This is a genomic window from Delftia sp. RIT313 (genome assembly GCF_000632165.1).
Taxonomy (GTDB): Bacteria; Pseudomonadota; Gammaproteobacteria; order Burkholderiales; family Burkholderiaceae_C; genus Comamonas; species Comamonas acidovorans.
This window is the reverse complement of sequence record NZ_JFYT01000113.1, coordinates 1-13,782: the sequence shown is the minus strand read 5'-3', so window position 1 is coordinate 13,782 and position 13,782 is coordinate 1. Positions and strand designations below refer to the sequence as shown.

Annotated in this window: 11 protein-coding genes and 1 pseudogene; 6 read left to right on the top strand and 6 right to left on the bottom strand. The window is 60.4% G+C overall.

Annotation, left to right across the window (positions count from 1 at the left end):
* Positions 1-562 precede the first annotated feature (562 nt).
* Both BW39_RS30745 and BW39_RS31455 read right to left on the bottom strand, forming a co-directional pair.
* Positions 563-1,057, bottom strand: coding sequence for a hypothetical protein (locus BW39_RS30745; protein WP_200871562.1), 495 nt, complete (start codon positions 1,055-1,057; stop codon positions 563-565).
* A gap of 137 nt (positions 1,058-1,194) precedes the next feature.
* The gene (locus BW39_RS31455; protein ID WP_161787015.1) at positions 1,195-2,079 is read right to left on the bottom strand and encodes a hypothetical protein; all 885 of its coding nucleotides are present in this window, start codon (positions 2,077-2,079) and stop codon (positions 1,195-1,197) included.
* A gap of 245 nt (positions 2,080-2,324) precedes the next feature.
* On the opposite strand from BW39_RS31455, the gene BW39_RS30740 reads away from it, so the two are divergent.
* Positions 2,325-2,477: a phage integrase N-terminal SAM-like domain-containing protein gene (locus tag BW39_RS30740; protein WP_200871561.1), complete on the top strand. Its 153-nt coding sequence runs from the start codon at positions 2,325-2,327 to the stop codon at positions 2,475-2,477.
* A gap of 259 nt (positions 2,478-2,736) precedes the next feature.
* Here the strand turns inward: BW39_RS30740 and BW39_RS30735 are convergent, their stop codons facing one another.
* From BW39_RS30735 to BW39_RS29350, 3 genes and pseudogenes are all read right to left on the bottom strand, one after another.
* The gene (locus tag BW39_RS30735; RefSeq protein WP_081816315.1) at positions 2,737-3,330 is read right to left on the bottom strand and encodes a toll/interleukin-1 receptor domain-containing protein; all 594 of its coding nucleotides are present in this window, start codon (positions 3,328-3,330) and stop codon (positions 2,737-2,739) included.
* A 95-nt stretch (positions 3,331-3,425) separates the two neighbouring features.
* Positions 3,426-4,385, bottom strand: coding sequence for a lysozyme inhibitor LprI family protein (locus BW39_RS31450; RefSeq protein ID WP_152547339.1), 960 nt, complete (start codon positions 4,383-4,385; stop codon positions 3,426-3,428).
* A gap of 317 nt (positions 4,386-4,702) precedes the next feature.
* Positions 4,703-5,644 (bottom strand): annotated as a pseudogene (locus tag BW39_RS29350) (restriction endonuclease).
* 394 nt (positions 5,645-6,038) lie between these two features.
* Here BW39_RS29350 and BW39_RS29345 point away from each other — a divergent pair.
* The 5 genes from BW39_RS29345 to BW39_RS29325 all read left to right on the top strand — a co-directional run bounded on the left by BW39_RS29345 (position 6,039) and on the right by BW39_RS29325 (position 13,307).
* Positions 6,039-7,370 carry an alpha-xenorhabdolysin family binary toxin subunit A gene (locus BW39_RS29345; RefSeq protein ID WP_235264313.1) on the top strand — a complete coding sequence of 444 codons (1,332 nt, stop codon included), beginning with the start codon at positions 6,039-6,041 and terminating at the stop codon, positions 7,368-7,370.
* 65 nt (positions 7,371-7,435) lie between these two features.
* On the top strand, positions 7,436-9,892 hold the full coding sequence (locus tag BW39_RS29340) for a hypothetical protein (RefSeq protein ID WP_043825855.1): 2,457 nt from the start codon (positions 7,436-7,438) through the stop codon (positions 9,890-9,892).
* Positions 9,889-11,187 (top strand): hypothetical protein, encoded by a 1,299-nt coding sequence (locus BW39_RS29335; RefSeq protein WP_043825853.1) that lies wholly within the window; start codon positions 9,889-9,891, stop codon positions 11,185-11,187. The genes BW39_RS29340 and BW39_RS29335 overlap by 4 nt, the downstream gene beginning before the upstream one ends.
* A 120-nt stretch (positions 11,188-11,307) precedes the next feature.
* Positions 11,308-12,711 carry an MFS transporter gene (locus BW39_RS29330; RefSeq protein WP_200871560.1) on the top strand — a complete coding sequence of 468 codons (1,404 nt, stop codon included), beginning with the start codon at positions 11,308-11,310 and terminating at the stop codon, positions 12,709-12,711.
* A gap of 158 nt (positions 12,712-12,869) precedes the next feature.
* A complete protein-coding gene (locus BW39_RS29325) occupies positions 12,870-13,307 on the top strand; it encodes an OsmC family protein (protein ID WP_043825849.1) in 438 nt (145 codons plus the stop codon).
* 42 nt (positions 13,308-13,349) lie between these two features.
* On the opposite strand, the gene azu is transcribed toward BW39_RS29325, so the two are convergent.
* A partial coding sequence (gene azu, locus BW39_RS29320) for an azurin (RefSeq protein ID WP_043825845.1) occupies positions 13,350-13,782 on the bottom strand: 433 nt, incomplete at its 5' end.

Below are 13,782 nucleotides of genomic sequence, written 5' to 3'. Positions count from 1 at the left end.
GGGTGGTGCGGGGGACGGATTGACTGGGGGGCCGCACTGGGAGGCTACGCATGATATGCGTGGCCTTTCTGGGTAGATTGGGGCTGCTAGCGGGGTTTGGAGTAGGTGGATAGTCAGTCTCTTGAGGACTGCTCTCGGCCACTAGCAGTCGGTGGTGGCAGGTGAAAGCGGGCGCTCAACGTCCAAGGTAAGCGGCGCCGGAGCACCGAAGGTGCGGAGGGTACCAACACTGGCCATAAAAATGCCAAAGGCATGGCCAGTGTTGGCGTCCGCTTGACCACCCAGTTAGGCCGCGAGCAGTAGCTGTTGAAGCTGCTGGTGTGCCCATCTATGTATACCTCGGAGTTCCCAGCATGCTGGATATTCGTATGCACTTACTAAGACCAATCGCCTCGGCAGCTTCACGAACAGCTTGTTTATCAGATGGGGTAAGCGACGGACCTATGAAAATTCGATGAACAAGTTGCGGAACCTCAAACTGTACTTTAATGCCTTCGGCTGGGACGGGAACTCCGAATTCTTCAGCCGTGCGGAGGGAGATAGCGAGACGGAACTCCCGCTCCTAAGAAAATGCAGCGTGTTTGTACAAAAAGCGGTGGAGCGTACTGACCCTGAGCCGATCTTTGAGAAGATCGACGTATCTAACATTCCCCGCCCAAAGATCCTCATGCCCGTATTGAGGTTGCAGGCGGAATTGTTCGGCAGCGGCTGCGATACGACTAGGTGTGCTAAGAATCGCGACACCTTTCCATGCGCCGGCGTACAGCTGCCACATTGCGTCGCTCTCGTACTGAGCTCGGTGCCAACAGTTGATCTTGGTCAGGCGCCGTAATTCCTCGAATGCCCAATCACCATACTCTAGCTCTGCGTAACGGGGGTCAACAGGAAAGCCTGGAGGCATTACCGCCACAGCACCTTCGAAAGGATCTTGGAATTGACGGGCTGCTGCAAAGTAAATATGGCCGGTCTTTACGAAGTCTAGAAAGCGATCCGTCTTGGAATATCGCCAGATAGGTTGCTCAAGGTCTAGGGGTTCATCCTCGAAAACGATACGCAAAAAAACTCTCCTGTAAGGCCTGACGCCCAGGTTAACCGGCACTGTAGCACGAAGTGCGGAGGGTACCAATGCTGGCCATAAAAATGATGAAGCCATGGCCAGTGTTGGTGTGCGCGTTGAACCGATAGTTAGACTATTTACTTTGCACGTTGGCAATTCTCTGTGGGTATTGCATAGGAAGACTGAATGGCAGAGGCTATTGGTTTCAAAGGTGCCTGCGGGGTGATCTGCTCCTGATGCACGGTCTCTATCATCTCGACAATATTCGCTTGTGCTCTTGAGTTTTCAAATCTGTGCAGAAAGACAACGGTTCCCTCGGGGTTGCCGAGGCATGTCTGTATATATATTTCACCTAGAGCCTTGCCCCGCGGCAAGTGAAGGTGTGCAGTTAGGCCGTCAAAGTAGATTCTAGCGTATTCAACTATTTCAGTTGGACTGGCATCTGCATTGGGTATTTCTTTTGACTCCATCAAAGGAGTTCGATTGTGATGTATCCCCAGGGTTGATATCTGAAAGAGTTGAATTGGATATTCGCCGAAGTCGCCTGGATCCTTGTTGAGAACTCTAACCCTCAATTGCTCAAGCTCCGCTGGTTCAAGCGTGAAATCTTGAAACTCAGATCGCTTCGACGCGGCAGCCCGCCACAAGATGCTTAGGAAGAGAAGCTGAAGATCACGAGCGCAGTCGAGTTGGATGAACCTATGGTGAGGCACCCCATTGTGAAGGACTTGATCATCTGAAAATAGTTCTTTTTCATTGCTCCAGCCACTCCAAACTAGTTTATGCTTTCGGAGTGCTTCTATGCCCTTTGCATCTATATCTGCAAGGATGTCTTCACCTTCCCTTGTGACAAGTGCATTGTCGTACCAGCTGTTTGACTTGGTCTTTATGCCCAATCCTATACCGGCCTCCACAAACTTCTCGCCTGTTCGTTCCAAGCGAGTTAGTGCTAGGGGAATGATGTGGGATTTGACAAACTTTCCAGTCCTGCCTGTTAGTGCGCACAATTGATTTGTTGTCATGCGGTGAGTCGGTATTATTCTGTAGGCGTTTGAGGTTGCTGAGAAAATCTAACGTGATGTAGATCGCACCAAGCCGCAGGCTATATCTGGCGCTTGCGGTCTAAATTGGCGCGAAAAAAACGCGGAAAGGGGCTTGTAGCCTAGCTCGACGGCGCGTTTTCTGTGCAAAAATACAGTACTAAATTCAGCCATGAAGCCGGCCTCTCCTCCTGTGTTGCGCATCACACGTTTGCTGGACCTGATCCGTGAGCGAATTCGTTACAAACACTATAAGCCTGCGTGCCGAGCAAGCCTACGTGCAATGGGTGCGCATGTTTGTGAAATGGCAGTGTTTGCGGCATCTGCGAGACATGGGGCAGCAGGAAATCGAAGGTTTTCTGGCCATCATGGGTGAATGACGGCTTTAGAGGTTCTAGCTGGACGCCTGCTCAGGATTGGCCTGCAACAACCGCAGGTTGCTCAAGAGCGGCTGTTAGTGTGAGCTGAAAGCGGGCACTGAACGTTTGACATGATAGGCGGTCGAAATCATGGCCCGGCAAAGCGGAAAATTGACAACGGATCCTTACCGGGTCATGATTTTGTCGCGCTCCCGATAGAAGGGTTTGGCGGTATGTAGACCAGTTGCCTGTGCTGCCAGCAGAATCGCACACAAACGCGCTACTCCGTCCATTCGCTCCAATCGCACTTCTTACAGGAAATTACGTAGTAAACTCTATCATTCCGATAGTCGGTGTTAGATCGCCTGTCAAATGAGTCTTCTCCACAATCTGGGCACCGTTTGTATGGCAACGGGTCATTTTTTGCGTCGGAGTCTATAGTTAATTCGTAGATTCGTTCCTGAAGACGGGGTATTATTTCCGTTGCAGAGGGTGAGCCACATATCTTTGCTGCAACTTCTCCAATAGATCGAGAGGATTTAACCTCGAACCCAAGGTAGTCGGCGACCAAGATCGGTAGCGGCGTGTCATCGACCATTATTGGAATAACACGAAGGGATTCATCGTCAACTAGACGCCTGAGGTAGGCGCGAAGCTCGGTGCCGACCCAGTTGGATTTTGCAGCGTCTTTGGACCAGATTATGGTGAAGACGTTGGCACCTGCGAGTCCCTTTTCGATTCCGCCGACTAGCGAGTCACCTGGCGCTAGTTGCCACTCATCGAACCAAACGTTTTCCCCGTTCTCGACAAGTGCCATCGCGAGCAATCGAGCAATAGATTTTTGCTTCTTGTTGTGGCTGATAAAAATGTTCATTTGTACCTTGAGTCAAGATAAGAGAGGCAGTGTAATTCGCCGCTAGAATTTTTACTTAAGCGGCATGCTGAAGGCGCATCCGCTTAAGAGACTGGTTAGATTTCACCTTTGCCATGATCTCGGTATTCTTCAAGTTCAACTATCCATTTTTCGACAAGCGATTGCTTTAGGCCAGCATATAGCATAGGCCACATCGTTCCGCCTTGGCTTCGGTCGCCTACTCGAGCAGCTACCCAAGCTTCGGCAAAATCGTGCCACTTGAGATTCACTTGATTGATAGCCTTATTGGCTTCGTCCGAAGGACTGCTCGTTAGCTTTGCAACGACAGCCGAAAGTCGTGCCTCCGCATCACAAAGTCCGTCGGCTGCTGCGATGTTCATATCAGTTTGCGTTAGTGGTGAACCTGGATGAAGCGTCTCGGAAACACACTCGTCAGCTACGCGGAGGAACGCAACGCAACTCTCAAAGCACGCTTCAATTTCAGCCGTATCGATCTCGTATGCTGATGCAATCTCGTGACAAATGACATGGCGGAGATCGAACGTCCGTGAAACATTGGAGAAGACCACCCCAGGGTCGGTCAGCATTGGACGAGCCGGTTCGCCTCGCACTTCATGAGCCCACCGATCGGTCGTTGCCTCGAGTTTCTTGAGAAATTTGGTTCCAAGGAGGGAAGTGAGTGTACTGTCAATATGTTCTAGGCGACTTATTGGAATGCTATGGGCTATAAGTTCACCTATTGTGATTCGCCGGCCATGCACTGCGCGAATGATCGAGAAGTCGGGTTTTAACGTTGAGGCCGCCTTCTCCGCATTGGCCAAGTACGGGTCTCCAGAATCGACTAGTTCCCGAATGGCCATTCGAAAATATCCTTCCATGCAAGCTACGAGCGCAACCGGAAAGTAGCGAGTCAATTCTGTTTGTGACCTGTCGTGCGACTTGAAGGCATTTTCCAGTGCGAACAAACGTAACGGCAACTCGGCCATTGCGCTGCCGAACTGCCGACGTTGTCGTATGTCCGCAATCTCTTGGATGATGTCTCGCGCTCTGCTCATGGTGACTTGTGAAATCTAATGTGATGCATCACGAAAAATCAGTGGAATAAGCTGGAACGGTTGGGATACTCTGCACACTGACATCCTCGTGGAGGTGCTCTGCAGCTTGGGCTTGCGGTCACTATTCAAAAGTAGAAGTATAAAATTTTCGCGAAATGCCGCAGCCGCCAATGGGACACTATAGTTTGCCATTAGGCCCGCGCCGGTCGTATAGGCGGCTCGGCTTTGATCGCTAGTCTGCGGGTATGCATCAACGGCAGCTTTGAGTTAGTTTTGTCCAACGGCTACTTTGGGTCGAAAGCAGACCAGCTAAAAAATCAATTCCCATCCCCAACCCCAGCCATCTCCCGAGTCCCCCGACACCCCGCACCAAACCCCGAGCACCCCCAAAACGCCTTCCCAGTCGCAGGCCCTCGCTTGGCAACCCGCTGAACCATGGCTTTCCCGCATTGAGGACAGCCGGGTATTGGGGAAGCGGCCGGTCGCACTGTGTCAAAAGCAGGCTCCGTCTTGAGGGGCTAGGCCACAGGCACAGGGTTCGCCAAAGGTGTGGAAGTCCGGGCCTTGGTTGTTGAAGCCGCTCCCGTCTGGGCCTTTGCCTCCTTGAGCAATTTCATGAGCGCGGCGCCGTCCATGAGGTGGATATTCCTTCCCGCAGCAAACGCCACAGCTTCCTGAGTGAACCGGCCAGAAGTCACCACAAAGCCGGCAGCGGCCCCATTGGCCGCCATGACGCCATATAGCTCGCGCACCGTGGAAACGCCCACCTTGAAGGCTTTCCACTGCTTGCATTGCACCAGTGTCTTTTCGCCATCCTTCGAGAGGACCAGGTCCACGCCACCATCGGGCCCGCCGCCACCGGTTTCCTTGACGCTGTAGCCGCGCCGCCGAAATCCCTCACCCACCAGCGTTTCAAACTCCCGCCATGACATGTTCTGCAGCGCATCCGCACTGGAGCTGGCCGAGGTGGTTTCGAACAACCGGCTGCGGCGGCGCTTGCGCACGGCGGAAATGGCCGCGCCGGCCAGGCAGATGAGGGGCAGGATGTACTGGCCACCGGTAGCCAGGCCCTGCCAGATGGCCGTGGTGGCCAATTGGCCAATTTGCTGCGGGCTTTGTGCTGCAGGCAGGGGACGGATGGCAATGGAGTGCAGCACCATGTAGCTGGTGAGAGCCAATGCGATGCCGGCCCACCAGGGCAGCATGGCGACCAGATCCATGAGGTCTTCTGCCGTGCTGGTCTTTCGTTTTCTTGCCACTCCCGCTCCTCCATCGTTCAAATTGCCGAACATTTTGCAACATTTATGGGTGAGGCGAATTCCTGTGCCAATGGGTGCGGTGAAATCAAGAGAAATTGACACTGATGATGTCTTCTGGTTGGCGATGAATGTGTGCAATGCGCTATTGATTGCATAGCGGGTGGTGTATGCCTGGTCTACGAAATTCCTTGCCTTGTCATTTGGGGCAATGGATTGATCGTGCTCATTGCCATGGGTCGCGCAGGGGACAGGCGCCATTGGGTGTGAGAGAGCAGTCCGGCTGCTGTCCTTATCCCCAGTGCTGTATGAATTTGTGTCACTTGTTTGGGGGACATACAGGGCCATGGCGGCTACCTAGCATCCGGTCGACTGGAGCGCAAAAGGAGGGCGGGCGATGACTGCGGTGCGGTCATTTCTTCAACGCCGTCGCTTGTTTGCACACCGATTCGAGGCCGAATTCGGCCTTTCACCATCAGGAGCCTTCGCCATGTCCGACCCTGCAAATTCAACGAATGCCTTCACACCGTCTGCCGATATCTACAAGGGAATCTGCGTTCTCAGTTCAGAGGACTGGATCGGGCTGACGACGTTCTTCGAGTCGGCAGTTACCGACAACCCGACCACCACGGAGCTGATGCGCGCCATGCTGGGCATGCAGAAGCAGGATGATTTCAGGCCGGAGTTTTCCGAAGCGGTGGAGCTGTTCGTCACGCTCAAGGATGTCGGCCAGAAGTTCAAGGCCGATGTGCAGGACAAGATGCTGACGCTGGCCGACGATATCGTTCAGTACAACGATGTGGCGGCAACCACCTATGAGCGGCTGATCGAGCTGGTGGACCGTTTCGATCTGGACGGGGCTCCCACCCCATCGGCGGAGCCGGCAGTGGAAGCGAAATGGAAGGCCCTGGTCAAGGTTTGGGAAAGCGATACGCCCAGCGGGCGTTCGGAGCAGATCAAGCGCAATTTCAGCAGCGCGCTGGAGCAGTTGATTGAAGACGCCAATGCGCGTTCGGTGCGTGCCTTCGCGCTGCAGAACTCCATTCTTGACAACGGCAACGGAATACTGGTGCGCCTGAATGCCTGCAAGACCGCATTCAATGGACAAAAGCAGAAGTTCACGACCACGCTGGGCGCCGAGGGTGCTGCCAACCAGAAGCTGAAGGCCGCCGTGGAGAAGCTGGAGAACGACTTGAAGGCCCTGCGCCGCAAGGAAAAGGATGAAGTCATCGTGCTGTCCACGTCTCCGGCCTATCTGGCCATTCCGCTTTTCGGGCCGCTGATTCTGGCGGGGGTGGATATCGGCGTGGGTGCGGACCTTGCGGTCACGCGCAGGAAGATTGCCGAGAAGGTGGATGAGGTGAGAACCATCCAGGCCACGATGGCCACGAACGAGCGCTTCATCGGCTACTACAACCGAAGCAATGATCGCTTTGACAGCATCAGCAAGAGCATTGAAGACCTGGGTCCCAAGCTCAAGACCCTGGGCGAGGCATGGCGTGCGATTTCTGCCGATCTGGGCAACATACACAAGGTCTTGAGCACCACCGGCCGCAAGTCCCTGCAAGGGGAAAACTGGTTCAGCCTGACGGTGGTGCTGGGCACGGCCAAGAAGGGCTGGGCACGTGTCGCCGGACAGGCAGACCATTTCCGCCGTTTCGGCGGCACGCCGAAAAAGGCGCAGAGCGTGGACCAACTGGTGGAACTTGCCAGCAAGAAGGCAGCCTGAGCGATCTGCTCCGGCCTTTGTCCAACCGCTGCACAGGTGCAGTGCCTTACCTGGAATCACCCGCCATGACTTCAGCAATGACTCCCGCGCTCACTGCCGCGCTCACTGCCGCGATAACTCCCATTGAATTGCGAACCCTGATCGATCGCTACCGAGCCGAGGGCCTGGTGCCGCCAGGGCCGCTGGTCTGCAGCGGTGGCCGCGCGCCGGACGGCAACTTCAATCCCTTCGGCACCGTGGCCGATCTGGTGGTGGACCTGAAGGTGTTGCTGGACGAGGCCGACGCGGCTGGCCTGCAGGCGCTGGACATCCATGCCGATACCGTGGTGGTGCCCGAGGGGTTCGACAGGCGGCTTGACGGTGCGGTGCGGCGACTGACGGTGGTTGCCCGCCGCATTGTTTCCGAAGGCACGACGGTTCTGCGCATGCTGCATGACGCGGACAACGAGCTCAGCAGGGTGCGCATTTTCGTGGAAACCGTGGAGGGCCGGTTCACACTGTACGGCGGCCCCACGCGCGACACCCCTTATGCGCTGGAGGAGGCCTGGGACACGGTGGCGCGGCCACAGTTCAGCAATTTCCTGTGGCAGGACAACCGGGCTGTGGTGAAGCACACCCCCGTGCCGCCCGGCCTGCTGGAGCATGGCGAGCCGATGCACAGGGTGCTGGCCGCGCTGTTTGCCCTGAGCGCCGGCATGGCGGGCAGGCCCGGCCATAGCGCGGCCGAGCTGGCGTTGTGCCATGAGGCGCTGGGCTGGATCACGCGCTGGTCAGGGGTCGAGTCCGGGTTTGGCGAGTTGATCCAGGCGGCGGGTTCGCTGCAGCGTCTGCTGCCGGTCATGGGCGTTGACGGGCTGGCCAAGCCGATTCCTGATCTGAGCGCAGGCAGCTATCTGTCGCTGGCCAAGGCCCGGCAGGAGGTGATGGCGGCCATGGAGGCCCACCTGCGCAGCCTGCGCGCCAGCGGCGAGCTGGCAGGTGCCGTGGGCAGCGTCGCGCAGGCGTTTGCCGACCGGGATACCTTGGACCTCAAGACGCTGGAGGCACGTTGCACCGAGCTGGAGCAGCGGTTGATTCAGCAGATCGAGGCCCTTGACCGCGCCGCACGCACGGTGCGCCAGGAGGAGCTTGAAGCGGAACTTGCCGCCATGCGGCTGAAGCTGGCGAGCGACGTTGCCCAGATCGTGCGCACCGTGAAGATGAGCCTGGAAATCGCCTTTGGCGTCATTGCGGTCGCGGGCAGTGTGGCGGCCCTGTGCGTGGGCGTGCCGCCCGACCCGAAGGCGCTGACCGAGACCGGTCAGAAAGGCGTGCTCGGCCTGAAGGATTTGTACGGGCAGGCCAAGACGCTCGGCGGCAGCATAGACGGCCCGCTCAAGGCGCTGAAGGCCCTGGGCCAGTCGTTTGCCATTCCACTGAAATGGGCCAGGCACAACTCCAGCACGCTCAAGAATCTGGTGGATCCCGCCAAGGGCGCATTGAATGCGGTGCTGCCGGTGATCCGTGGGCCGCTGGGCGGGCTGGATGTCGAGGGGATTTCCCGGGAGCTGGGCGACACCATGCGTGCACTTGCGCTCATGCCGGATGCCAATGAAGCCAAGGCCGCATGGACGGTGCTGGAGAACGATGCAGTCAACCGGCTGGATCTGGTGCTTGCCACGGAAGGCACCGAGGCGGCCGTGCGCAACGCCGCCAACACCCTCAAGACACAGGTGCAGAAGGTGGCCATCTATGGCCGCCTGCTGGCAGAGCAAAGCGCATCCAAGAATGCCATTGCCCGTGAGCTTGCCACGCTCAAGCTGGAATACGTTGCGGTGATCGGCAAGCGCAAGCGCCTGCAGGCGCTGGAGCAGCAGGCGCTGACAGAGCTGGAGCGCAGCGCGCGGCTGCAGGGGGAAATCACCCTCAGGGCAGAAAGTGCGCGCCGCGGCTTCTTCGTGGACTGCTTCGGGGTCCGCGCCGCACAGGCCTACGAGACAGGCAAGCAGCCCGGCCACCGTCTTTCGATGCCGGGCACGGCCGCTGCCATGGCAGATGCACACGCCACCCTGCTGGCAGACCACGCCAGCGCGCAGGCGGCCAATGCGAGGACCCAAGGGGATCTGCGGCGGGAATTGCGGGTCACTGACGCCGCGCTGCTGCAGCAGCTGGCGCATGGGCAGCCCATCAGCCTGTCCATTGCCACCAGCCATCCGGCACTGGCCAGCTACCGCCGCATCCGCCTTTCGTCGGTGCAGGCCTGGCTGGAGTTTGCCGATGCCTCGGCCCAGCGCATCAATATCGACATGGTGACCGGCAGCGACTTTCACGACAGCACGGGCAACGGGGACGAGAGGCTTTTCTGCTCGCCCCTGAAGATCAACTTCACGTACGCCGGCGACCAGATCGAGTTCTCGCAGCATCTGGGAGACGTCTGCCCGACGCCGTTCACGACGTGGCTGATCGAAGTGCTGGAGCCCCGACAGATGCCGGCAGCGCCTCGGGCCCTGCGCCTGTTGATGGCCGGCACTGCCGCCAGATGACCCGGCTTCTGTGGCTGCCCGCCGCTGCCACGGCGCTGTGCTGCGGTGGCGCCCTGGCATCAAGCTGCCGCGTCGAAGCCGAGCCCGCGCGTGAGCCAGTCGCAAGGCAGGTATGGACCGATATCGCCGAGTTCTCGTTCCTGACCGGGCTTGATCTGGACGATGCCAGCGGCCGCATGACGCTGGTAAGGAGCCTGGAGAGCATGCAGTCGTTCCCTGCGCTGAAGGCGGCATCGGCCGCTTGGGGCACGCTGCGTGCCCGTATCGACGGGCTGGCCGATACGGTGCAAAAGCTGGGGCAGGCCGTCGGGCGTTTGCAGCAACTGTGCGACCAGCTGGAAGCCGTTTCGCTGGCCCCCGACGCCCCGCTGGACGAGGCCCGGTGGAATGCGGGTGTCGCAGCCGTCGAGACGGAGATGGATACGGCCATTGCGGCGGCTGCACCCGTCGTGGCGCAGCTGGAAAGTCATGCCTCGCTGCTTCGCGTGGCCGCCGCGCACCATGCCAGGCAGCCGCCACCGGCAAACGCGGTGGTCCGCCTTGGGCCCGCGCCGCAGGCGATGGCAACGGAATTCAGCACCCTGGCATTGCGCTGGCGGGCCGTGGCCTCCGACCTTGCAAATGCTCGCCGCATCTTGCCGGTAAGGCCGGTGCGTGGTTCATCCGTGCCCTTGATCGCCATGACGGCCGCCATGCGGGAACTGGCACGGATCTCCGCCGAGGCGCACGCACTCTCGGCCCAGCGGCTCAGCGATACGGATTTTCGGCGCTACGAGACGGGCGACTACCTGTACGACCAATGCCCCATGCTCAAGGACCGCCAATGGGTCGGGCTGCAAAACCTGTATTGGAGCGAAAGGCGCAATGCGGTAGCGCTGCTGCAGGGCACGGGCCTTGTGTCTCCCCCCGGGCTGTTCAACTTCGAGCCATGGCAGATTTCCGTCCCGGCCATGATTCTGGGCGCCGACAGATGGAGGTTCATGCGCACCGGCAAGGGCTACTGGCTTGTCCAGAATGCGGCGTTCGGACCGGGCACCATGGCGCTCGATGTCACCAGCGTGGCCGGGAAATCGCATCTTGAGCTGAAGATGACGGCGTCAGCGGGAGACTCCCCACGCTTCAGCGGCCAGCAATGGCGCTGTGCGCCCAGCGACCTGCCGGGTCAGTTCCATCTCTACAACCGCTTCCTGTCGGATGCCGTCGTGCTGGATACGGCCAATGACAATGGGATTGCCGTCATGCTGCCGGCCACCAGCCGCTCCTCTGGCCAGTATTGGCGTGTGATCAAGCGGTAAGAGGTATTTGGGCGCAGGACCCCCTTGATCTCAACCGCACTTGAGGTTGCATGCTCCAGGCTTCTCGTCGCCATGGCACTGCGCCACGGCCGGCGCAGACCCTGCAACCAAGAAGCATCCATGCCCCATCAAGATTCCCTCACGCTGGACGATCAGGTCCGGCCGACGACCGCCGAGAGCTGGTCCATCCTGTCCTCCCCCTACCGCCTGACGACGATCGGCATCGTCTCGTTGGTGGCCTTGATTGCCTTTGAGGCCCTGGCCGTGGCCACCGCCATGCCAGCGGTGGCCCGCGCGCTCGATGGGGTGCCGCTGTATGCGGTTGCCTTTGGCGTGACCCTGGCCACCAGCGTGGTGGGCATGACGGTGGCGGGCGGCTGGTGCGACGCGCGCGGGCCGGCGGCGCCGCTGTGGTCTGGCATGGCGTGTTTTGTGGCGGGGCTGCTGCTGGCGGGCTTTGCGCCTTCCATGCCGGTGTTTCTGGCGGGGCGGCTGGTTCAGGGGCTGGGGGCCGGTGGCATGTCGGTGGCGCTGTATGTGCTGGTGGGCCGGCGGTATCCCGAGGCACTGCGGCGGCGCATTTTCGCGGCGTTTGCCACGGCCTGGGTGGTGCCCGCGCTGGTGGGGCCGGCGTTGAGCGGCCTGGTGGTGGAGCACCTGGGCTGGCGCTGGGTGTTCCTGGGCGTGCCCCTGCTGGCCTTGCCGGCCGGGGCGATGCTGCGCCCGGCGCTCCAAGGCCTGGGCGGCCATGGCCAGGGCATGCAGGGCGGTGTGCGGCGCGGGCTGTGGGCCTTGGGTGCGGCCACGGGCATCTGCCTTCTGTATGTGGGCGGGCAGAGGCAATCGGCGGGCGCCTTGGGGGCGGGGGCGGTGGCCGCGGCCTTGTCGCTGGTCTGCACCTGGAAGCTCTTGCCAGCCGGCACGCTGCGCGCCGGGCGCGGGCTGCCCAGCGTGATCGCCTTGCGCGGGCTGGTGTTTGCGGCGTTCTTCGGGGCCGAGGCGTTTCTGCCGCTGGTGCTGGCGCGCGAGCACGGGCTGTCAGCGCCCATGGCGGGGCTGGTGCTGAGCGCGGGTGCGCTGGGCTGGTGTTCCGCTTCCTGGTACCAGGGACACAGCCGCAACGGGTGGAGCCGTCACCGCTTCCTTCGCGTGGGCACCAGCGCGGTGCTGGCGGGCGTGCTGCTGACGGCATCGGTGGCCTGGCCGGCCGTGCCCGTGTGGGTGGCGGTGGTGGGCTGGATCGTGTCGGGGCTGGGCATGGGCCTGCTGTCGGCAAGCCTGTCGGTGCTCACGCTGTCCATGTCCGCGCCCGGCGAGCAGGGCGCCAACAGCTCGGCCCTGCAGCTGTGCGAGGCCATTGCCGTGGCGGCCACCCTGGCCATTGGCGGATCGCTGTTCGCGGCCTTGCTGGAGACTTCGGCCCAAGCGGCCTATCTGGCGAATTTTGGGGTTGCGGCCGGGGCGGCGGTGCTGGCGGCGGTGATCGTGGGGCGAACGGATACGCGGCAGGTGTTTGTGGGGTGAGGGGGCCGGCTTTGCCATCACAAAGATCGCTGGATGAGTGTTTAAGCCTGGCTCTGTAGGACGTGCGCGCAGGGGCTGGCGCGCCCCGGGACCACGCCTTGCCCTGTGGCGCCTGTGCTGTGATGGCGGCTTGTCCAATCAACGCACAGGAGAAACACATGTCCGAGAAAACCGCTTCCGTCCATTGGGAAGGTGCAGGCAAGACCGGCCAGGGCCGCATCAGCACGGAGACCGGCGCGCTCAAGGACCATCCCTACGGGTTCGGCAGCCGCTTCGGGGATGACCGCAAGGGAACGAATCCCGAGGAGATCGTGGGCGCCGCACATGCGGCGTGTTTCACGATGGCCTTTGCCTTTGCCTGCGAGAGGGCGGGCATCGCCACTGAGATGCTGGACACCACGGCCAAGGTCCGGCTTGCCAAGGATGGCGAGGGCTTCAAGATCGACCGCATTGCCCTCACGCTGCAGGCCAAGGTGCCCGGCATCGACGATGCGCAGTTCCAGAAAATCGCCCAGGAGGCCAAGTCCCAGTGCCCGCTGTCCAAGGCGCTGGCAGGCGTGCCCGAGGTGACCCTGGTGGCCACGCTGCTGCATTGAACGCGCAGGCCCTTTGGGCCTTTGCCGCGTGGTGACGCGGCCTCAATCCTCCAGTACCAGCCTTCCCCGCATGGGCAGCGCATGCGAGGGATACGAGCAGAAGTAGGTATAGCTCTCGCCCTTGCGCAGGCGCTCCACGGGGAAGGTGACCGAGGCGTGCTCGCCGCCCGACAGCATTTGCGTGGCGGCGATGACGCGTGCGTCGGCGTGGTCCACCCAGGCCCGGTCGGGACCGGCGCGCAGGCCGTCGGCGATCACGGCGTCGATGTCGGCGCTGCGGGCCAGCACCCAGTTGTGGCCGGCTTCCTGCCAGGGCTTCCTGCCGGTGTGGACCAGGTGGACGGTGAAGTTCTCGCAGCGCGCGCTGACGCGGATTTCGGCCAAGCTGAAGCGTTTGCCGGGCTGGCCTTCAATGGTGGTTTCGCAGGCGGGATGGGCCACGCTGGACGCGGGCGTGGGGTGGGCATGCTGGGCC

Excerpts from the sequence above, each read along its gene's own strand:
- BW39_RS31455 (WP_161787015.1), bottom strand. The coding sequence starts at position 2,079 with ATGACAACAAATCAATTGTGCGCACTAACAGGCAGGACTGGAAAGTTT.
- BW39_RS30735 (WP_081816315.1), bottom strand. The coding sequence starts at position 3,330 with ATGAACATTTTTATCAGCCACAACAAGAAGCAAAAATCTATTGCTCGA.
- BW39_RS31450 (WP_152547339.1), bottom strand. The coding sequence starts at position 4,385 with ATGAGCAGAGCGCGAGACATCATCCAAGAGATTGCGGACATACGACAA.
- BW39_RS29345 (WP_235264313.1), top strand. The coding sequence starts at position 6,039 with ATGACTGCGGTGCGGTCATTTCTTCAACGCCGTCGCTTGTTTGCACAC.
- BW39_RS29340 (WP_043825855.1), top strand. The coding sequence starts at position 7,436 with ATGACTTCAGCAATGACTCCCGCGCTCACTGCCGCGCTCACTGCCGCG.
- BW39_RS29335 (WP_043825853.1), top strand. The coding sequence starts at position 9,889 with ATGACCCGGCTTCTGTGGCTGCCCGCCGCTGCCACGGCGCTGTGCTGC.
- BW39_RS29330 (WP_200871560.1), top strand. The coding sequence starts at position 11,308 with ATGCCCCATCAAGATTCCCTCACGCTGGACGATCAGGTCCGGCCGACG.
- BW39_RS29325 (WP_043825849.1), top strand. The coding sequence starts at position 12,870 with ATGTCCGAGAAAACCGCTTCCGTCCATTGGGAAGGTGCAGGCAAGACC.